19 protein-coding genes are annotated in these 20604 nt (G+C 63.1%); 7 read left to right on the forward strand and 12 right to left on the reverse strand.

All coding sequences use genetic code 11. The features are described from left to right. Positions 1 to 329 precede the first annotated feature (329 nt). Positions 330 to 947, reverse strand: a complete 618-nt coding sequence (locus ACA027_RS18165; RefSeq protein ID WP_370679597.1) for a LysE/ArgO family amino acid transporter — start codon at positions 945 to 947, stop codon at positions 330 to 332. Between the two features lie 107 nt (positions 948 to 1054). Between ACA027_RS18165 and ACA027_RS18170 the strand changes: the two genes are divergently transcribed. Further along, positions 1055 to 1960, forward strand: coding sequence for a LysR family transcriptional regulator ArgP (locus tag ACA027_RS18170; protein WP_370679598.1), 906 nt, complete (start codon positions 1055 to 1057; stop codon positions 1958 to 1960). A 54-nt stretch (positions 1961 to 2014) separates the two neighbouring features. Here ACA027_RS18170 and ACA027_RS18175 read toward each other — a convergent pair whose 3' ends face one another. Next, positions 2015 to 2950, reverse strand: coding sequence for a LysR substrate-binding domain-containing protein (locus ACA027_RS18175; RefSeq protein WP_370679599.1), 936 nt, complete (start codon positions 2948 to 2950; stop codon positions 2015 to 2017). 206 nt (positions 2951 to 3156) lie between these two features. On the opposite strand from ACA027_RS18175, the gene ACA027_RS18180 reads away from it, so the two are divergent. The 5 genes from ACA027_RS18180 to ACA027_RS18200 all read left to right on the forward strand — a co-directional run bounded on the left by ACA027_RS18180 (position 3157) and on the right by ACA027_RS18200 (position 7561). Then, on the forward strand, positions 3157 to 3816 hold the full coding sequence (locus ACA027_RS18180; RefSeq protein WP_370679600.1) for a DsbA family protein: 660 nt from the start codon (positions 3157 to 3159) through the stop codon (positions 3814 to 3816). Between the two features lie 8 nt (positions 3817 to 3824). Then, positions 3825 to 4127: a monooxygenase gene (locus tag ACA027_RS18185; protein WP_370679601.1), complete on the forward strand. Its 303-nt coding sequence runs from the start codon at positions 3825 to 3827 to the stop codon at positions 4125 to 4127. Between the two features lie 143 nt (positions 4128 to 4270). Further along, the gene (locus tag ACA027_RS18190) at positions 4271 to 5017 is read left to right on the forward strand and encodes a GntR family transcriptional regulator (protein WP_370679602.1); all 747 of its coding nucleotides are present in this window, start codon (positions 4271 to 4273) and stop codon (positions 5015 to 5017) included. A gap of 54 nt (positions 5018 to 5071) precedes the next feature. Continuing rightward, entirely contained in the window at positions 5072 to 6538 is a 1467-nt protein-coding gene (locus ACA027_RS18195; protein WP_370679603.1) for an aldehyde dehydrogenase, read from the forward strand. 585 nt (positions 6539 to 7123) lie between these two features. Further along, positions 7124 to 7561: an SRPBCC family protein gene (locus tag ACA027_RS18200; RefSeq protein ID WP_370679604.1), complete on the forward strand. Its 438-nt coding sequence runs from the start codon at positions 7124 to 7126 to the stop codon at positions 7559 to 7561. A 171-nt stretch (positions 7562 to 7732) separates the two neighbouring features. Here ACA027_RS18200 and ppk2 read toward each other — a convergent pair whose 3' ends face one another. From ppk2 to ACA027_RS18245, 9 genes are all read right to left on the reverse strand, one after another. Continuing rightward, on the reverse strand, positions 7733 to 8653 hold the full coding sequence (ppk2, locus tag ACA027_RS18205) for a polyphosphate kinase 2 (RefSeq protein WP_370679605.1): 921 nt from the start codon (positions 8651 to 8653) through the stop codon (positions 7733 to 7735). 232 nt (positions 8654 to 8885) lie between these two features. Further along, positions 8886 to 10103 carry a formate-dependent phosphoribosylglycinamide formyltransferase gene (gene purT / locus ACA027_RS18210; protein ID WP_370679606.1) on the reverse strand — a complete coding sequence of 406 codons (1218 nt, stop codon included), beginning with the start codon at positions 10101 to 10103 and terminating at the stop codon, positions 8886 to 8888. Positions 10104 to 11053: 950 nt separating this feature from the next. Further along, entirely contained in the window at positions 11054 to 11425 is a 372-nt protein-coding gene (locus tag ACA027_RS18215; RefSeq protein WP_370679607.1) for a hypothetical protein, read from the reverse strand. A 9-nt stretch (positions 11426 to 11434) separates the two neighbouring features. After that, on the reverse strand, positions 11435 to 12043 hold the full coding sequence (locus tag ACA027_RS18220) for an N-methyl-D-aspartate receptor NMDAR2C subunit (protein WP_370682624.1): 609 nt from the start codon (positions 12041 to 12043) through the stop codon (positions 11435 to 11437). A gap of 54 nt (positions 12044 to 12097) precedes the next feature. Next, positions 12098 to 12799: a TenA family protein gene (locus tag ACA027_RS18225; RefSeq protein ID WP_370679608.1), complete on the reverse strand. Its 702-nt coding sequence runs from the start codon at positions 12797 to 12799 to the stop codon at positions 12098 to 12100. A 95-nt stretch (positions 12800 to 12894) separates the two neighbouring features. After that, positions 12895 to 13224: a DHCW motif cupin fold protein gene (locus ACA027_RS18230; protein ID WP_370679609.1), complete on the reverse strand. Its 330-nt coding sequence runs from the start codon at positions 13222 to 13224 to the stop codon at positions 12895 to 12897. A gap of 43 nt (positions 13225 to 13267) precedes the next feature. Next, the gene (locus tag ACA027_RS18235; RefSeq protein WP_370679610.1) at positions 13268 to 13738 is read right to left on the reverse strand and encodes a hypothetical protein; all 471 of its coding nucleotides are present in this window, start codon (positions 13736 to 13738) and stop codon (positions 13268 to 13270) included. 299 nt (positions 13739 to 14037) lie between these two features. Then, entirely contained in the window at positions 14038 to 15096 is a 1059-nt protein-coding gene (locus ACA027_RS18240) for a 6-phosphofructokinase (RefSeq protein ID WP_370679611.1), read from the reverse strand. 129 nt (positions 15097 to 15225) lie between these two features. Next, positions 15226 to 17016 carry an ABC transporter ATP-binding protein/permease gene (locus tag ACA027_RS18245; RefSeq protein ID WP_370679612.1) on the reverse strand — a complete coding sequence of 597 codons (1791 nt, stop codon included), beginning with the start codon at positions 17014 to 17016 and terminating at the stop codon, positions 15226 to 15228. Between the two features lie 192 nt (positions 17017 to 17208). Between ACA027_RS18245 and ACA027_RS18250 the strand changes: the two genes are divergently transcribed. Continuing rightward, entirely contained in the window at positions 17209 to 18621 is a 1413-nt protein-coding gene (locus ACA027_RS18250) for a PLP-dependent aminotransferase family protein (RefSeq protein WP_370679613.1), read from the forward strand. A 158-nt stretch (positions 18622 to 18779) separates the two neighbouring features. On the opposite strand, the gene ACA027_RS18255 is transcribed toward ACA027_RS18250, so the two are convergent. Beyond that, complete coding sequence (locus ACA027_RS18255; RefSeq protein ID WP_370679614.1) at positions 18780 to 20537, reverse strand: methyl-accepting chemotaxis protein; 1758 nt, start codon at positions 20535 to 20537, stop codon at positions 18780 to 18782. Positions 20538 to 20604 lie beyond the last annotated feature (67 nt).

The following is a 20604-nucleotide window of genomic DNA, read 5'->3' on the forward strand; positions in this document are numbered from 1 at the left end:
AAGGCACTGGCCCGAAGGGTTGGAGCGAAATCGGGCGATTTCTTCGCACTGTGGCTTGCTTGCACACGCGTGCAAGCAAGCCCCATCGGCTCGAACTCATCCCGATTGCGTTCCAACGCGCCTGCGTAGAGACATTGAACACGTTCTCAGCCACCCCTCTGCCCGAAAGGGCGAGGGAAGAACCCATGGGCACTACGCGCAGAACTGGCGCAGCCCAGCCCAGGGCTCCCGTGCAAGGGCCGCCCCGCCGCACTGGCAGCGTCCCCCTGCCCGCATCGCTTTGCGATGCGAGAGCGGGGGGAAGGCACGAAGTGCCTCAGGGGGGTGTTTCAGTCCAGCGGCCGCAACAACAGCAGCGCGCACAAGGCCAGCATGAAGATGGCAATGCCACCATCCAGCGCACGCCAGGCCAGGGGCTTGCGAAAAACGGGCTCTAGAAAACGAGCGCCAAAGCCCAGCACAGAGAACCAGGTCACGCTGGCTACGCAGGCGCCCAGACCAAATGCCCATTGCGCCATGCCCGGATAGCGCGTGGAAAGGCTGCCCAGCAAAACCATGGTGTCGAGATACACATGCGGGTTCAGAAAGGTGAATGCCAGGCAGGCCAGCAACACCCGACGCCTGCTTCTCTCCTTGCCTTGCGCCACCACCAAGGTGGCGGCACCGCGCCAGGCCCTGTGTGCGGCCTGAAGGCCATACCACCCAAGGAAGATCGCACCACCAAAGCGCAGCGCCTGTAACAGCGCCGGCCACTCGCGCACCATGGCGCCCACGCCGGCAACGCCGCAGAGAATGAGTGCAATATCGCTGAGCGCACAGACCATGACCACCAAAGCCACATGGCTGCGTTCCAGCCCCTGCCGCAACACAAAGGCGTTTTGTGCGCCGATGGCGATGATGAGGCCCGCTCCGGCCACGAATCCGGTAGAGGCGGCTGCAAGAAACATTGGATGATCCACGGGTGCAAGAAAGTGCGCTATGGTGCGGTCGGCATGGAGTTAAGCAAAGCTATTAATTCTTTGTGTCGTCAAGAAAATCTAATCTTCGCCATCCCATGGATTTGGTCCACCCACAGCTGGCCGCCTTTGCGGCCGTACTGGAAGAAGGCAGCTTCGAGGCCGCAGGGCGCCGGCTTTCCGTGACCTCCTCCGCCGTGTCCCAACGCATCAAGGCACTGGAAGACCGGCTGGGGCAGGTGCTGGTTGTGCGCCAGCCGCCCTGCCGCCCCACGCCTGCTGGCGAGCTGCTGCTGCGCCGGGTGCGCCCCATGCAGACGCTGGAAGCAGAGGCCTTGACCGACTTTCTGCCGGAAAAAAACCTGAGTGCCCTGGCCCGGCCGATTGCCATCGCTGTCAACAGCGACTCGCTGGCCACCTGGTTTCTGCCCGCCCTCGCCCAGCTAAACAGACAATACGGTTATCTATTCGATGTGCGGGTGGACGATCAGGACCACACCTTGCATCTGCTGCGCGACGGCTCGGTGCTGGGCGCCGTGACCTCCGAAGCTGCGGCGCTGCAAGGCTGCGAAGTGCAGGCATTGGGAGCCATGCGCTACCAAGCCATCGCGGCACCGGACTTTGTGACGCGCTACTTCCCGGCTGGTGTGGATGCGGCCTCGCTCGCCCTGGCACCCATGATCGTGTTCAACCGCAAGGACGAGCTGCAATGGCGCTTTGTGCGCCGTGTCACCCGCGCCCGCCTTGCGCCACCCATGCACTATCTGCCGACCGCCACGGGGTTTGTGGAAGCCGCCGCACTGGGCCTGGGCTGGTGCCTGGCCCCCGAGTCGCTGGTGCAACCCGCGCTGGCAGCAGGCAGCATTGCGCTCATTGCACCGGAGCGGTGGCTCGACGTACACCTGTACTGGCAGCATGCAGCCGTACGCTCTGCCACCCTGCAAAACATCAGCGCGGAAATACGCCGCGCAGCCCCCACATCGCTGCGTAGCAAAGGCAAATAGGCACAGAAGTAGGCCGGGATATATGCGGCCCTCGGGCCAAGCCCAGCGGCCGGTCTATCCCACTTCATGTCCTTGGTACTTCTGTGCCAGCGCCATGGGCGTGAGGTGCAAGGCCTCGTGCTTCACCATCAGCGCATGCGACCAGTCGACAAAGCACCGAACCTTGGTGGAAAGGTGCTTTCGGGTGGGATAGACGATATGGATGGGCCGAGGCTTCCAATGCCACTGCGGCAGCACGGGCATGAGCAGGCCAGAGCGCACATAAGCCTCTACGGCAAACGGCGCTGCGGGGCAGACGCCCGCCCCAGCCACGCAGGCCGCGATGGCCACATCAGGGTCTTCAAACTGCAGCGCCTCCGCCTCCTGAAACGGTATGCACTGCCCACCATTTTCAAGCTGCCAGGCCAGTCTGCCGCCACCCCGGGGACTGAACCATGTCATGCGGCGGTGCTTCCACAAATCTTCGGGCGCTTGCAGCGGCGCGGCCGCTTTCAGATAGCCTGGGGCGGCATAAAGACCAATCGTCACATCCGCCACATGCCTTGCCACCATGGCCGAGTCTTCCAGGCTTCCCCCGCGGATGGCGCAGTCAATGCCTTCCTCCAGCAGGTTGCTGACACGGTCGCTGCTGCCCAAACGCAGGGCCAGGTTCGGGAACAGCCGCTGGAACTCGTGCAGCCTGGGCCCAATCACCCAGCGGGCAATCGAGCTCAGCACGTCCACATGGATGCTGCCCGCAGGCGCACTCGCGCTGCCCTTGAGGGCATCTTCCACCTCGTCAATGTCCTGCAGAATCTGGCGGCAGCGCTCCAGATACACCTCGCCATCCCTGGTCAGGCGCAAGGCTCTCGTGCTGCGATGCAGCAGCCGAACGCCCAATGCGGCCTCCAGGTCTGAAATACGCTGTGAGACCCGCGCCTTGGGCAGTGCCTGCAATTCAGCAGACCGCGTGAAGCTGCCAGCGTCCACCACAGCCACAAAGCTTTTCATTGCACTGAGCTTGTCCATTTGTTCGCAATAGTTGAACAGTGATTCCTGCAGTTTGGCATTTATCTAAAAATCCAATGCAACTACCCTCACCAAGACGATCAACCCACTGATGCGAGGCCTGAACCATGTTGAACTGCGATGCGAAAACAGGGGTGTGCAAACTCCCCGATCCATCCACCCCTCCATCCCCACTGCGCCCGGAGGCGATGACGGTCCCCACGGTCCGCTACATTGGCGACCCCATGTGCTCCTGGTGCTGGGGCATCTCCCCCGCTCTGCAAGCGCTGGCGGCCTACTGCAAGGACCACCACATCGACTTCAGCGTGCATGTGGGAGGCCTACGTGCTGGCGGCGGAGATGCATGGAACGCGCCCTTCAAGGCGTTTTTGCGCCATGAGTGGGAGACCATCCAGCGCGTCACGGGCCAGCCATTTGGATTTACCCTGCTGGATGAGGCCGCGTTCCATTACGACACCGAGCCGGCCTGCCGCGCCGTCGTGGCCATGTCGCAGCTGCTGGCAGAGCGCAAAGACGCCAGCCAGGCCGTGCTGGCCTTTTTCTCCGGCATACAAAAACAGTTCTATGTAGATGGTGCCGACCCCAAGCAAGCCGCGTTCTATCGCCCGCTGTGCACACAGGCCGGTGTGCCCTATGCGGAATTTCTCCAGCACTTTCTGTCCCCGCAAGCCCAGGCCGCCACCCTGGAGGAATTCCAGCGCTGCCGGAGCTGGGGCATCAGGGGGTTTCCCAGCATCTTGCTGGACAGAGGCGGTGAGATGCGTCTGCTGGCCTCGGGCCACACGACGGGCACCGCATTGATGGAAAAACTGGAATCGCTGTTGGGCGATGCCACTGCCACCTCTTGAGGAAAAAAATGCCTTATCTGCTGCAAGTCGACTTCCCCTACCAAGGTCCTTGGGGCGATGCCATGACGGCCACCATGCGTGGCCTGGCCGAATCCATTGCCAACGAACCCGGCTTGATCTGGAAGCTCTGGACCGAGAACCCCGCTACCGAAGAAGCCGGTGGCGTCTACCTGTTCCAGGATTTACCAACGGCCCAGGCCTATCTGTCCATGCACACCCTGCGCCTCAAAGGCTTTGGTGTGCCCTCGGTGAACGGCAAGATTTTCCAGGTCAACCAGGCCTTGTCCCAGATAGACCGGGCACCGCTTTAGAGCGTGTCCACGCGCAGCGCGACACCCGCCGCTGCGCGCTGGGAAGCCATGGGCGAGCAATCCATGCGGCCGCACCGCCAAAGGTTTCGTTCTTTGTTATTTTTGGTATACCATCTGACAATCAACAAAAATTGGCAAGCGATATGACACAGCCCATGCACCCCAAGGTCTCCAAAACAGACAAGCTCCAACCGGCGAACGCGGAAAGCCTGCGAGACAGCATGGCCGTTGAGCGCAGCTTCCCCACGCTACGGCAGCAGGCCTTGGAGAAGCTGAAGCGCGCCATCGTGGAGGGGCAGTTGCCCCCAGGCTCTCGCTTGGTGGAGCGCAAGCTCTGCGAGCTTCTGGATGTCAGCCGCTCCATCGTGCGCGAATGCCTGGGGCAGCTGGAGGCCGAGGGCTGGATCACCAAGGTGCCCTACAAGGGGCCCACGGTTGCCGTCATCGATGAAGACAGCATTCGCCAGATCTTCGAGATGCGTGCAGCCATCGAAGGCCGCGTGGCCGCCCTGTGCGCAGAGCGCGCCACCGCAGAACAGATGGCCGCGCTGGACGCCACGCTGACCGCGATGCACGCGGCCCAGGCTTCAGGCGATGTCGAAGCGCAGATCGAGACGATCGAAGCGTTTTACGAAGTCCTCCTGGAAGGAGCGGGCAACACCTTGATGGCGGACTACCTCACCTCGCAGCGCAACCGCCTCGCCAGACTGCGCCGGCTCTCACTGTCCCATGGTTCACGCTCCTCCAAGAGCGTGGAGGAAAAGCGCCACATCCTCAGCGCCATCCGCAGCCGTGATGCCCAAACGGCCCAGGCACTGGCCGAGCAGCATGTCTGGAAATCATCGGAGAGCCTGCTGGCCGTCATGCGCCAAGGCCCCCAGCGCAGCTGATCTCACCGCCCATATTTGAAGAATCCATACGCCCAATCTAAAGGAGAGCAGGATATGAAAAACGGTTTGTATATCGCTGGAGAATGGGTCGAAGCCGAGGAACGCTTCGACGCCATCAACCCCTACACGGGACAGGCATGGACCACCATCCCGCAAGCCAGCACCGAACAGGTGAGCGCCGCCATCAAGGCCGCGCGCCATGCCTTCGAGCATGGCTGGAAGCAGACCACCGGACTAGAGCGCGCGCGTCTCCTGTTCCGGCTCGCGGACCTGCTGGAGGAGTCGGCCGACGAGTTCAGCCGGCTGGAGTCCACCGACAACGGCAAGGTGATTCGAGAAACACGGGTGCAGATGAGCCTGGCCGCTCGGCAATACCGGTTTTATGCAGGTTACGCGGACAAGCTCTGGGGCCAGGTCATTCCCCTGGATCAGCGCGATGTGTTTGACTATGTCAGCAACGAGCCGCTGGGCGTCGTCGCTCTGATCACCCCCTGGAATTCGCCCCTGCTGCTGCTGTCCAACAAGCTCGCACCCGCCTTGGCGGCGGGCAACACGGTGGTGGTCAAGCCGTCGGAACATGCCTCGGCCACCACGCTGGAGTTCTGCCGCCTGCTTGAGAAGGCAGGCTTCCCCAAGGGAGTCATCAACGTGGTCACGGGCGACTACCGCGTCGGCCAGGCACTGGTGGGAAGCCGCGACCTGGATCGGATCAGCTTCACCGGCAGCCCTGAGGTAGGCAAAAGCATTGCCGCCACAGCAGGGCGAAATCTGGTGCCCGTGACCCTGGAATTGGGCGGCAAGTCTCCCAACATCATCTTTGAAGACGCCAACCTCCAGCGTGCCACCGTGGGTGCGCTGGCGGGCATCTTTGCGGCAACGGGCCAGACCTGTATTGCGGGCTCACGCCTTCTGGTCCAAAAAACGGTCTACCCACAGGTCGTCGAGGCATTGAAGCAGCGCGCCGAAGCCATTCGCCTGGGCAATCCGCTCGAGCTCGCCACCGAGATGGGCACGGTAGCCAACGAGCCGCAGTTCCTGCGGATCATGGGCAAGATCGCCGCTGCCATGGAAGAAGGCGCACGTCTCGTCACCGGGGGAAGCAGGGCTTCCGGTCCGGGCCTGGATCAAGGCTTTTTCGTGCGCCCGACCATCTTTGCCGATGTCGATAACGCCATGGACATTGCCCAGGAAGAAGTCTTTGGCCCCGTGCTCAGCATCATCCCGTTTGAGACCGAGGAAGATGCCGTGCGCATCGCCAACGGCACACGCTACGGCCTGGCATCCGGGGTCTGGACCAACGATCTTGCGCGCACCATGCGCATGACGCGCGCCATCAAGGCCGGCACGGTATGGGTGAACACCTACCGCGTGAGCGCTGCACAAGCCCCCTTTGGCGGCACCAAGGAAAGCGGTTTTGGCCGCGAAAGAGGGGAAGCCGGGCTGGCAGAGTTCTTGACCACCAAGAATGTGATGATCGACTTCTCCAACGATGAGCGCGATCCATTTGTGGTCAAAAGCTGAGCCGGCTTGTTGATGCATAACGGTAGCCCTTCGCTCGAAGCGGCTGCCTATTGAGATGGGCGCGCCGGCCACTTTTGACCATGGCCGGCGCCGCCCCACCCACAGACCTCCCCAAGCAGCGTGGCCCATACCGGGGCTGCCTCGCCGTGCCAGCTACGCCCCTCCCCTGCCCGCGAGCACCACGGTGCAAGAGCGAGAGAAGGCAGCAAAAACGATGCAGCGAAAATTGGAGCGGCTAAAAAACCGATATCGCCGGCCAAGTTGGGCACCGCATGGAATACGGCATGGGTTCCAGCAAGCACCCAACACCCGTTCTGTGCCGTACAAAAATCTGGAGTCGCTACTTTCCGTGGTGCGACCATCCAGCAAAGGCAGGCGGCCTCACCTGAGCGACGGGCTCACACGCAAGGGCATCGTGTTCATGATGCGCTCGTGTTCATGATGCGCACCGGCCTCCCATGGGAAGAGCGGCCACAAGAAGTCGATTCAGCGCAGATGGAGCAAGCCTTCCCAGCACCCGGGGATGCAGACGAGTCCAAACATCTAAATGCCTGTACGCTTGGCATGCATTCACTCGGCCATCCTATGCATATCGAAGAACGTATCCACATCGCCGTCCCCCCCACGGTCATCGACCATATTTGGAGTGAGGTCGAGCAATGGCATCTCTGGGACCCGGACACAAAACAAGCCCGTCTCCATGGGCCATTCGCCGTGGGAACCAAAGGCCGGATAACTCCCAGCAAAGGCATGGGCGTGCCGATGGCGGTCACAGAGCGGACCGAGGGCCGCTCGTTCACCGTAGAGGGCTACATACCGCTGTTTCGCATGCACTTTGAGCACACGGTTTCTCCGGTCGCCGGGGGCTCGGAAGTCGCCCACCGCGTGTGGTTCACGGGAGCCCTTGCCTTTCTGTTCGGGCCAGGCGTTGCCAAGCAGGTTCGCCAGGGACTTCCTCGAACCATGCGCTCACTCAAAGCATATGCCGAGCAACGCCACCAGCCTCTCAACAGCGATGCCTAAGCATTTGCTCCACCCGACAGCCTGCGACAGCCGCTGAGTTGCGTCGACCGGGCACCCGCTTCTCCCGGCTGCAGCTGGCAACAACTGACAGCTCCTCGCCGCCTTCTCCTCATCCCGCAAAGGCACTGGCGCGTCGCGAGGAGATCGTGAACACGCTCTCAGAGGTGTCGACTAATACACCTGCGGCACCATCATGGCCTCAGGCACCGGATGGCGGATGTAGTCCGCATGCCGCACGCGCTCGGGCAGGGTGATTTCGGGGCGCTGCACCTCGCTGTAGTCGAACTGCGACAGCAAATGGCGTATGCAGTTCAGCCGCGCCTGTTTTTTGTCGTCGGCAGGCACCACCCACCAGGGAGCTTCGGGGATGTGGGTGCGCTCCAGCATGGTCTCCTTGACGCGGGTGTAGTCCTCCCAGCGACGGCGTGACTCCAGGTCCATGGGGGACAGCTTCCACTGCTTGAGCGGGTCGTGGATGCGGCCCAGAAAGCGCAGGTGCTGTTCCTCATCGGTGATGGAGAACCAGTACTTGATCACGCGTATGCCCGAGCGCACCAACATACGCTCGAACTCAGGCACGGAGCGGAAGAACTCCTCGTACTCATCGTCCGAGCAAAAGTCCATCACCCGTTCCACACCGGCGCGGTTGTACCAGCTACGGTCGAACAGCACCATCTCGCCCGCAGCCGGCAGATGGGGCACATAGCGCTGGAAGTACCACTGCGTGCGCTCTCTGTCATTGGGCGCAGGCAGGGCCACCACGCGGCACACGCGCGGGTTCAAACGCTGGGTGATGCGCTTGATGACGCCGCCCTTGCCTGCGGCATCGCGCCCCTCAAAAATGATGACGGCTTTTTGCTTGGTGTTCGCCACCCAGTCTTGGAGCTTGACCAGCTCGGCCTGCAGGCGAAACAGCTCCTTGAAATAGGCCACACGCGCAGCGTTGCTGCTGGCGGTGGCAGATGGCGCCCCGGCCACCGCCGGCAGCCCGTCCGTGCGGTCTTCAATCTCCAGCTCCAGTTCTTCGTCCAGGCTGTCCAGCAAGTCGCTCTCTATGCGACGCAGCAGTTCTTCGCGGTTGTCCCAGTTCATTGCATACCTTGTTGGCTTGCCACGCAGAGGTTGTGGCTACAGCCACACAGGCTAGCGAGCGTCTGCGACGGTTTGATGACAACGCCTGGGCCTGTTGTGCAGCGCCAGCGATAGCGCACAAAAAAGCCGCTGCACCTGCCGGGCAGCGGCTTTCCAAGGCTTTATACGTTTTATGGTCTTTTAGCCATCTAGCGCAGAACCCATATACGCTAGCAGCTCACTTTTTTGATTTTCACGGCTTGCGTGGCTTGACCTTGCTGGCCGCCAGCTTGGAGTTGGAGCGGGCCTGGTCCACATCGGCAGCGCGGGCCAGGGCCACGCCCATGCGGCGCTTGACAAAGCTTTCGGGCTTGCCGAACAGGCGCAGATCGGTGCCGGGAATGGCCAGGGCCTCGTCCACGCCATCGAACACCAGGCCTTCGGCATCCTGGCCGCCATAGATCACGGCACTGGCGCCGGGGTTGCGCAGGCTGGCGTCCACGGGCAAGCCCAGGATGGCGCGGGCATGCAGCTCGAATTCGCTTTGCCATTGCGTGGCCAGCGTCACCAGGCCGGTGTCGTGGGGGCGGGGCGAAACCTCGCTGAACCAGACCTGGTCACCCTTCACAAACAGCTCCACGCCAAACAGGCCCAGGCCGCCCAGGTTGTCGGTCACGGCCTTGGCAATTTGCTGGGAGGTGGCCTGGGCTGCGGCCGACATGGGGTGGGGCTGCCAGCTTTCCACGTAGTCACCGGCCTGCTGGATATGGCCCACGGGCGCGCAGAAATGGGTTGCGATCTGGCCATCGCCACCCTTGGCGCGCACGGTGAGCTGGGTGATTTCGTAGTCAAAGTCGATAAAACCTTCGACGATGACGCGGCCCTTGGCCACGCGGCCGCCGGCCATGGCGTAGTCCCAGGCGGTGGCCACATCGGCCGGGCCGTCGAGCTTGCTCTGGCCCTTGCCTGAGCTGCTCATCACCGGCTTGACCACGCAGGGGTAGCCAATGGCGGCCTGGCCATCGCTGCCGTCAATGGCAGCCTGCAGCTCGGCCTGCGAGTCGCAAAAGCGGTAGGGGCTGGTGGGCAGGCCCAGGGTTTCGGCGGCCAGGCGGCGAATGCCTTCGCGGTCCATAGTCAGCCGCGTGGCGCGGGCCGTGGGGATGACGGTGACCACGCCTGCGGCCTCCAGCTCTTCCAGCATGGGCGTGGCAATGGCCTCGATCTCGGGCACCACCAGGTCGGGCTTTTCGGCCTCGATCAGCGCCTTGAGCTGGGCCGGATCGCTCATGGTGATGGTGCGCGCATGGTGGGCCACCTGGTGGCCGGGCGCGTTTTCGTAGCGGTCCACGGCAATGGTTTCCACGCCCAGGCGCTGCAGGGCGATCAGCACTTCCTTGCCGAGTTCACCGCTGCCCAGCAGCATGACTTTGGTGGCTTGAGGGGTGTAGGGGGTTCCTAAAGTGGTCATGGACAAATCCAGCGGTTGGCGTGAAAACAGCGAAGCCCTGGATCATAGGTGCCCACGATGGCCCATGGAGGCCCACGGCCCATGGACCGCAGGGCTCACCAGCCCTAGCCCAGCAAAATGCTATCGAAATAAAAGCTTCTGATGCTTGATGGCAAAGCGCTACAGCCTGTTTCCACCTGATTAGCTACATGCCTCAGATAAAGCTTCACTACGAATTCACTGCCGCGCGAACAAGATATTCCGAGGCCGGGACTCGCCCCGGCGGGCGACTTCATTTTCTTGAACGCTCAAGAAAACAGAAGCAAAAGAAACCGCCCCTGCTGCCCATGTCCCTACGCTCTGCTCCGGGCAAGCTCGGTGCTCGATCCCAGAGCGGCGCCGCAGAACTCGTTGCGCGGCATGGCCGCTGCACTCGAACAACCGCGGCGAGTCAGATGACGAAGCAGCTGTGTCCTGCGGCACAGCTGCCCGCCCCGGGCTCTGCGCGCCGAGCCATGGGCAGAAGGGGGTGAAAGCGGACACGGGAACCGAATACCTGCCTTGCGTGGGCTGCACTATCGGCAAACCTTATCTCCAAGCCCTCGACGCCAGGTGCTTCGTCACACCGCTGGCGCTGCGGTAATTCCCCTTCTATACACGCCTGCGGCGCACAGCACACAGGGCCGCATGGCTGCCGAAGGACAGCCATGCTTCGTCAACTGACTTGCCGCAGCTGTTCGAGCGGAGCGCTGAAAGCGCAAAGCGAGTTTTGCGGCAGGCCCTGTGTGTTGGGTGACGCAGGTTGCCCCGGCGCGACAGCGCCGGGGTCGGGGATAGCAGGGGCGCATTTTTGGCCTACCTTGTTGTGCGAGCAACAAGGTAGGTCGCCCGCCGGGGCGAATTCCCGGCTTCGGAACATTGCTTCACCACAGCGCCTGAGGCAAGCAGCTCATCACGTGTTTCAGCGCTACTCAGCGAATGACGGAATAGTGCTTGATACGGCAAGGCCCTCGGTCTTTGCACTCACCGTCCAGATAGCGAAAACGCACCCGCACGGTCTGGCCGGGTTTGGGCCATTGGCGGCGCGGCAGCATGCTTTGGTAGTCCTCGGTTTCGGGCTGAAAGCTCAAGGCCGTTCCCGGTTGCGGGCATTCCGCATCGTTGGGCGTGCTGCTGTCTTTGACCCGGGTTTGCAGCTCTGCCGGATTGTTTTGCTTCTCCCGCAGCTGCACCTGCAAGTCACAAATCTTCCACTCTGCGGCCAGGACGGTCTGGCTCTGGCCACACAGCATGGCGATGAAAAAGCCCGCCATCCATGGCAGCCGTGTAAGGCGTTGACGCATGATCCATCCTTATCTCGTGTGCAAGGCCTGCTCCAGATTGCGCCGGGCAGCTGCCTCGAAACGCGCGCTGAAAACCGGCGTGCTGTAGATGCACTCGCGGTCCATGAAAGACTGCAGCACCGCGCGGCGCTTGGAGCGGTAAATCCACGACGGCACCCAAAGATACTCCGCGCGTATCTGCTGCTCGTACTCGGCAAACCGCGCGGCATCGGCGGCCAGAATGCCCAGGTCGATATCGACCAGCAGCTGGGCATCGTACTGCTGCGGCAGGGCCGCATGGCAAGTGGCCATGATGAGGGCATGCACACGCTGCACTGCCGCCTCACCCAGTCCTTGCTGCTGCATGACCCTGGCAGCCCAGTGGGCGCTTTGCAGCTCGTTGTCCTTGGCCCGGGGCTGGTAGACCGCGTCGTGAAACCACAGTGCCAACTCCAGCTCGCCAGGATGCTGCGCTTGGCCCAGCAGGGGTTCGAGCAACGCAATCATCTCCTGCACATGCTGCAGCGTGTGGTAGCTGCGCTGCCCCTCCTGGTAGGCCGCCAGCAGACTGTCCAACACTGCCTGGGGCGCGGGCATGCCCAGCGCAGCCCAGCTGCGCTGCCAGGACTGGGTCAGCATGCCGGTGTGAGGCACATGCTGCGTCACGGGGCTGCGCCGCACAGGCCCGCTCATTCAGGCCTCCGCCCCCATATACACATGGTCGAAGAATGCACGCTCCAGCGCCACGGCGCGGGAGAAGAATCCCGCCGCCTCGGCCCTGGCTGCGGCATCCAGCTGCGGGCCCACGCGGTCCAGCTCGCTGCGCAGCCAGCCCACAAAGTCGCGGAAGAAATCATTGGCGTGCAGCGTGATCCACTCCGCATGCTCAAAGCGCGCCGGCAAGGGCTGCTGTTTCTTGGCAGGCTGGTCGGCCCAGTCCAGGTACAGGCCTTCGGCCACGGCCAGCACGGCAATGCAGTTGGCGTAGGAAAGGCTTTGCGCGGCCTCGTGCATCAACTGCTGAAAAGCCTGGGTCTGGGGCGTAAGCACCGGCGTCAGGCGCTGGTCCTCGGGTACACCCAGGCGGTCGAAGCTGCGCAGGAAATAGGTGTTCTCATCGCTGCAGATCATGGCGGCAAAGCGGCTGAGGCGCACACGCGACGCGAACACATCGGCACTGGCAATGGCCGCGCCCAGCAGGGCCACAAAGCGGTTGATGAACTGGTAGTCCTGCACCAGATAGTGACGCAGCACGGCGTCATCCAAGGTGCCGGCAAAAATCTCATCAACAAAGCGGTGCTGCACGCAGGCATCCCAGTCGGCGATGCTGGCTTGTCGCAGCTGTTCGGCAAAGCCTGGGGAAAGGGCCTGGTCGGCCGGGGTCGAAAAAGTCATGGCAATGCGGGAAAAAACCTGGAGATCAGCGAGCATAGCAAGCGGCCATGCATGCGTTCGCCCTGCAGCGCCTCTATTCCTATGCGGCCTCTTGTTCAATCCACGATGAACAGCTTGGCCCCCACGGGCGTAGACGAGCGATGTGGCTCGGCGTTGTCGGCCACCTGATAGCTCATGCCCGGGTGCAGCACAAAGCGGCGACCATCTTCCAGCTCGGTATGCAGCTCACCCTCCAGGCACAGCAAGATATGGCCTTTCACACACCAGTGATCGGCCAGATAGCCTGGCGTGTACTCCACCATGCGCACGCGCACGGCGCCAAACTGGCGCGTACGCCAAAGCGCGCACCCGGTCTCGCCCGGGTGCTCGGTACTGGGCACATCCGACCAGTCGGTGGTGCCAAAAGGAATCTGATGGAGTTGCATGGTTGCGATTCAGGAATGTGAAAAAGCAGCGGACAAGCTGCACTCAGTGCGTCAGCGGGGCCTTGACGGCACCGCGCTGCGGCACTTCGCCGCAGGCAAAGTCATAGTCCTCGGACCAGACGAGATCGGCCCAGTTCCAGTTGGCGCTGGCCTGCTCCAGGCTCAGCACATGCACACCGGACAGCTCATGCACACGCTCCCGCAACCAGGTGATCTGGTCGCTGCGCACAAAAACCAGGGTGTGAATGCTCCAGCTGGCATCGGTCACGCCCAGGCCTTGCAGTTGCAGCAGCAGCGGGGCATACCATTTGGCCACGCGCTCGTTGAGCTTGTTGACCAGGCCCAGCGGAAAGCCCGAGGCAGACACTTCCACCACATAAAGCTGGCGCTTGCTGGGCCGCAGCGCCACAAAGGCCGGGGCCTGCCAGCCGGCCGCCACATCGTAGTGGTGGGCCACAAAGGTTTCTCCGTTGGCGGTGAGCAGCTGCATCACGGCTTCTTCATGTCGGTCCATGGTGTGGGTCTTGCAAATTCAGCAGCCCACAACCTTAGCCGTTTTTGCACCGTGGCTGCGGCTTCCCACACCCGCCATGTCGTAACCAAGGGTGTGAAAAACGAGGGGGCAGCACACTACCCCATAGGGATAGCTTGCATCTCATGCTGCCTCAAACCAGCCGCAGTCACCAAAAACTGGCGCTCCCACACCAGGGCACCGCGCAAGGGCCGCCTTGTCTCCCCGGTAGGCGCCAGTGCCGCCACCCTCCCGAGCGTAGCGAAAGAGAGGGGGAAGAGGCGCAGCGGCTCAGGGGGTGTTTATCCCCCCTCGCCCAGGCTGATACCGATATCGCGCGCCATCACCAGCAAGCCATGCTGCAGCGGTACCTTGCGCTGGGTGTTGGCCACCTCGGAAATCGCCACGCTGCCGATGACACCGCGCTCCAGCGTGACCATGCGGCCATAGCTGCCTTGCAGCACCAGTTGGGCCGCGTGGTGGCCAAACTGCGTGGCCAGTACGCGGTCAAAGGGCGTGGGGTCGCCGCCGCGCTGCACATGGCCCAGCACCGTGGTGCGCACCTCGCTCTTGAGGTGGGGCTGCAGGCGCTCGCGCAGCACATGGCCCACGCCACCCAGGCGCACGGGGTCGGGGCTGTATTCGATGCGCTCGCGCACCGTCAGGCTGCTGCCTTTTTCCTTGGCGCCTTCGCCTATGCAGATGATGGTGTAGCGCTGGCGCTGCTCACGTTCCTGGCAGACCTGGACGATGGTCTGCAGGTCATAGTCGATCTCGGGCAGCAGGATGATGTCGGCCGCGCCGGCAATGCCGGACTCCAGCGCCAGCCAGCCGGCGTGCCGGCCCATGGTTTCGACAATCATCACCCGATGGTGGCTGTTGGCCGTGCTTTCGATGCGACGCAGGCTTTCTGTCACCGTGGATACGGCCGTATCAAAGCCAAAGCTGCGCTCGCAGTGGGCGATGTCGTTGTCAATGGTCTTGGGCACGCCCACGCACTGCAGGCCCACCTGGGCCAGGCCATGGGCCAGGCTCATGGTGCCGTCGCCACCAATGGCCACCACCACATCCAGACCCAGGGTTTTCACATTGCGGCCCACCTGCTCCAGCGTGGCGGCATCGCGCAGCGGGTTGGCACTGTTGCTGGTGCCCAGCACCGTGCCGCCCATGTGCAAAATGCCCGAAACCTCGTCCCAGTGCAGCGGCTTGACGCGGGGCTGGGCCTCCATCAGGCCTTCAAAGCCATCGGCAATGCCCAGCACCTCGCACTGGCCATGGTTGATCAGGGATTTGGTGACCGCACGGATCACCGCGTTCAGGCCCGGGCAATCGCCACCGCCGGTCAACACACCAACGCGCATGGTAGTTCTCCTTGTTCTGCCAACCCGGCTGCACAAGGCATGCCGGGCAAAGCCGGAATCATCCCATGCCTGCCCCCGTATCGGCTGCGCTCACCGACAAAAAACCAGGTCTTCTCTTCGCCCTTCATTTCAAGGGCGAACGGCCTCCGCCACGGTATGCACCTGCACCCGGTGCTGGCCCGGCTGCAACTGCCACTGCGTGCGGTGAAAGGCGCGCACGCTGTCGCGGTGGGCCACTGACACCAGGGCGCCGCCACGCTGCGCCACCAGTTCACGCAGGCGCTGGTAGAGCAGGGCTTCGGCGGGCCCGTCCAGGGCGCTGGTGCCCTCGTCCACCCACACCCAGGCCGGCCGCTTCAGAAACACCCGCGCCAGCGCCAGGCGCTGCTGCTCACCGCCTGAAAGCACTGCATTCCAGGCAGACTGGCGGTCCAGCTCCGCTGCCAAGCCGGGCAGTTCGGCATCACGCAAGGCCTGCTGCAGCTGGGTATCGGTATAGCGCTCCACAGCTTCGGGATAGGCCAGTGCCGCACGCAAGCTGCCTTCCGGCAGATAGGGCCGCTGAGGCACAAACATGGCGTCCTGCGGGCGCGCCACCTGCCCCTTGGCATAGGGCCAGATGCCCGCCAGACTGCGCAGCAGGGTGGATTTACCTCCGCCCGAGGGGCCGCTGACCAGCACGCTATCGCCGGGCTGCACCCGCAAATCGGACTGCTGCAGCAGCAGCTGGCCTTGTGGCAGGCGCACCTCCAGCGCCTGGGCATGGACGGCGGGGGCATCCTGCAGCTGCACACCGCCTTGCTCGGCCTGGGCCTGCAAGCTGCGGTCAAAACGGTCCAACCGCTCCGTGGTGGCTCGCCAGGCCGCAATATCGGGGTAGTTGTTGACGATCCAGCTCAGCGCGTCCTGCACCTGGTTGAAGGCCGAGGCAATCTGCATCAGCTGGCCCAGTTGTATGGCGCCGCTGAAAAAACGCGGTGCGGCAATCAAAAACGGAAACACCACCGCCGCCTGGCCAAAGAAATTGGTGAACCACACCAACCGTTTTTGGGTCTTGAGCAGTTGCAAATAATTGGCCAGTGCATCCGAAAACCGCAGCGTCAGCTGGCTGCCCTCCACGCGCTCACCGCCATCCAGGGCAATGGCCTCGGCATGCTCGCGCACCCGGATCATGTGGTGGCGGAAATTGGCTTCCAGCAATTGCTGGCGCTTGTTCAAGCCGACCTGGGACTTGCCTATGCAAAAGGTGATGGCACTGCCCGCCAGGCAATACAGCACGGCCATCCACACCATGAACCCCGGAATCTGTAGCACACCGCCGCCCAGCAACTGCGGCAGGCCCAGGTCCATGGCCGCGCTCAGCCCCCACAAAATGCCCACAAAGCTGGCAAAGGTCACGCAGGCATTGAGCAGCCCCATGGCCAGCGTGACGGTGTAGCTGGTGAACAGGTTCAGGTCTTCCTGTATGCGCTGGTCCGGGTTGTCCGGCACCTGGCCGCCGGCCGCATCCAGGCCATAGCGCCCCAGCTCCAACCGGTAGAACGCCTGGTGGACCAGCCAACGCTGCAGCAAATGCCCCGTCAACCAGCGCCGCCAGTTCAGCTGCAGCAACTGGGTCAGATAGAACTTGTAGACCGCAATCACGATATAGACCAGGGCCAGCCACAGAAAGCGCCACAGCTGCTGCCAGAACACCGCACTTTGCTTGTTTTGCAGCGCGTCGTAGAACACCCGGTTCCATTCATTGATCTGCACCAGCATGAACACGGCGGCCAGATTCAGCAGCACGATGGCCGCCAGCAGCCCCCAGGCCTTGGTCTTTTCTTCCGACACAAAATACGGCCGGGTCAGCCCCCATGCGTCTTTGAGCAATGCCAGCTTCTGGCGTCCCTGCGGCGATGGAGGGCGGGTGGTGTGCATAAGACCTCGCTAAAGCGTTGAAGTGCACAAGCTAAGCCCCGCGACTGAAGCCTGGCTTAAAAGATCACGCCGCACAGGCGTGGATCTACGCCTGGCATCTCCCAAAAAATCGCCCTCGCTTGATCTCCATACAATTTGCATTGCAAACACTATTGCTGGTCTATTGCCTGAGTCCCATACTCACCGGCAACCATGCACAAGCAAAACACCAAGGAAAACATGCAAACGTCAGAGCCAGACTGGGTCGTTCCGCTGCGCACAGGCAACGGGCCACGCTATCTGCAGATCGTGCGCATGATTGAAAACGCCGTGGAGACCGGCAACCTGCAGCCCGGTGACCAAATCCCTACGCAGCGCGCCCTGGCCCAACGGCTGGAGGTGGACCTGACCACGGTCACCCGCGCCTACGCCAGAGCCAGGGAACAAGGCCTGGTCAGCGCCACCACGGGGCGTGGCTCTTTCATCGCCACCCAGCCCCTGCACGCAGAAAGCAGCTTCACCGATCTGGGCATGAATGTGCCGCCCACGCCCAGTTGGCTGCACACCAGCCTGAACCAGGGCATCGAACAGCTGCTGCGCGCGCAGGGCATGCGCAACCTGAGCCTGTATGAACCTGCGGCCTTGCAAGCGCAGCTGCTCCAGGCCGGGCGCCAGTGGCTGGAGCCGGCCTTGCCCCAGTTGGTGCAGCGCCAGCCCCTGCTGCTGGCCGCCGGCACGCAAACCGCTTTGTGCGCCATTTTGCTGAGCCGCTGCCAGCGTGGCGAAGCCGTGCTGTGCGACAGCCTGACCTACCCCGGTTTTATGCTGGCCGCACGCAGTCTGGGGCTGCGCCTTGTTCCCGTGGCCGGCGACGCGCAAGGCATGCGGCCCGATGCACTGGACGAGGCCCAACGTGCCAGCGGTGCGCGCCTGCTCTACCTCAATCCCACACTGCACAATCCCAGCACGCTGACCATGGACGCCCGCCGGCGCCAGGAGATTGCCGCCCTGCTGGAGCAGCGCCAGCTCACATTGATTGAAGATGACCCCTACCGCAGCCTGCTGCCCGACGCCCCTCCGCCGCTGACCGAATACACGCAGGGGCGGCGCAGCTTCTACCTGGCCTCGCTGTCCAAATCCGTCTGGCCCGGCCTGCGCTGCAGCTTTGTGCTCGCACCCGATCAAGCCTCGGCCGATGATGTGCAGGACTGTCTGCGTGCCACGGGCATGGGGGCTTCCCCCTTGCTCGCCGGCCTGGCTGCGCAATGGATTGCATCGGGTCAGGCCTTGCGCATTGCCCATGAAGTCCAGCGCGAAAGCCAGCTGCGCCAGGCACTCGCACGTGAGCTGCTGCCCAAGGAGGCCCAGGCGCACAGCCACGGCCTGCATGTCTGGCTACCCCTGCCCGCCCATTGGCCGCAGCAGGTTTTCAGCCATGCCCTGCAGGAACGGGGCGTGGGTGTGGCCACGGCCCAGGCTTTTGCCAGTGCAGCGCACAGCCCCGATGCCGTGCGCATTTCCCTGGGCGCCGCCGACAGCCTGGCCCAGCTGCGCCCGGCGCTGGAGCATATTGCTGCGCTGTGGAACGCAGGCCAGGCCAGGGGAAGCCGGCGGCCTGTGGTCTAGTGTCCTGAAGTAGAAGTTCGTTGAAAAAAATCACCCGAATATCTTCGCCATGCCGCGTTGCCTATCCTCGCCATAGCTAGGTGCAAGCTGCGTTCCATCGGCTCGAACTCATCCCGGTTGCACTCCAACATGCCTGCGTAGAGATCGTAAACACGTTCTTAAAAAGTCTCCCAATCGCCATCGCCCTTGCCTGCGGGCTCTGCAGACTCAGCCATGGCAACAGGGCGGCGCGGCGACGAAGCTGGAGCGGTTGCCGCAACCGGGCGAGACAGCGCTGGCGGCTTTGCCGCCTTCACGGGCTTGGCCGTGCGAACAGGGGCCATGGGCGCTGCCACACCGGGGCGGCTGAGCTGCTCATGCTCGGAGAGCCTGAACACGGCCACCGTTTCCACCAACGATTGGGCCTGGTTGTTCAAACTGCTGGCGGCCGCGGCCATTTCCTCCACCAGTGCGGCGTTTTGCTGGGTGGTCTGGTCCATCTGGGTCACGGCTTCGCCAATCTGGGTGACACCCGAGCTTTGCTCATGGCTGGCGGCGCTGATCTCTCCCATGATGTCGGTCACGCGGCGAATGGCCGTCACCACTTCGGTCATCGTGCTGCCGGCCTTGTCCACCAACTGGCTGCCCTGCCCCACGCGCTCGACACTGGTGTCGATCAGCTGCTTGATCTCCTTGGCGGCATCGGCGCTGCGGCCCGCCAGCGCACGCACCTCACTGGCCACCACCGCAAAGCCCCGGCCTTGCTCACCGGCGCGGGCCGCTTCCACGGCGGCGTTCAAGGCCAGGATATTGGTCTGGAAGGCGATGCTGTCGATCACGCCAATGATGTCGGAGATTTTGTGGCTGCTTTCGTTGATGCTCTTCATGGTTTCAACCACCTCGGCCACGATCTCGCCGCCCTGCGCCGCCACCGTGGACGCATTCACGGCCATCTGGTTGGCTTGGCGGGCGTTGTCCGCGTTTTGGCGCACCGTGGAACTCAGCTCCTCCATGGAGGCTGCGGTCTGCTCCAAAGCACTGGCCTGCTCCTCCGTGCGGCCTGAGAGGTCATGGTTGCCAGCGGCAATCTGGGTACTGGCAGAAGCCACCCCTTGCGCATTGGTGCGCACGGCAGCCACGGTCTGGAGCAGGCTTTGCTGCATGCGCTGCAATGCACCCAGCAACTGCCCCATCTCATCCTTGGAGTCCAAGGTAATCCGGCCGCTGAGATCGCCTCCCGCCACGCGGTCGGCCACGGCAACGGCCTGCCCCAGCGGCGTGGTGATGGAGCGTGTGAGCACGATGGCAATCCCCGTACCCAGCGCCAGGGCGGTCAAAACCAGCACGCTCGCCAGGACGATGGCCTGCTGGTAGGTGCTGTTTGCAGCGGCCCGTGCCGCAGCAGCGCCGACGCGATTGAGTTCCACGCCATTGGAGATGAGGAGCGTGACCTCCGTAAAGGTCTTGGAGGATTCCCCCGAAGAGAGTGCGCGGGCCTCTGCAAAGCGGGCCTCTCCGGCCTCAGACAGCTCCAGCAGCCGCTTGTCGACTGCCAAATACGCGGCCCATGTGGCCTTGATTTTCTGGTTCAGCTGCTGCTCCTCGGTCGAGGAGACCAGCTTGTCATAGGCCTGCATGGCCGCGGCCATTTTGGCCACGGCCTCGTCATGCTGGGCCTGTTGCTCCCGCTTGCCTTCGGGCGTGGTTTCCAGCACCGCGCGCAAAGCGGTGCGGCGTACGACGTTGGCCTGCGCGAGCGTGTCGCCCAATGTCTGAATGCTGGGCAGCCAGTTGTCCGCGATCTGCTCCGTGCCTTCGTAGATGCGGGAGGCCTGAAAATACGCCGCGGCCCCCATCAAGCACAGCAGCAGCAAGATGATTGCAAAGCCCCCGCTCAGGCGCACGCCAATTTTGAAATTGCCAAGAATACCTGCCATTTTGAAAGCCTCCAGATGAAAAAATCTTCGGCATCGCGGGCAGAAAAAGGCCCGTGGGGCTTGGATT

It is taken from the genome of Comamonas sp. GB3 AK4-5 (assembly GCF_041320665.1).
Classification (GTDB): domain Bacteria; phylum Pseudomonadota; class Gammaproteobacteria; order Burkholderiales; family Burkholderiaceae_C; genus Comamonas.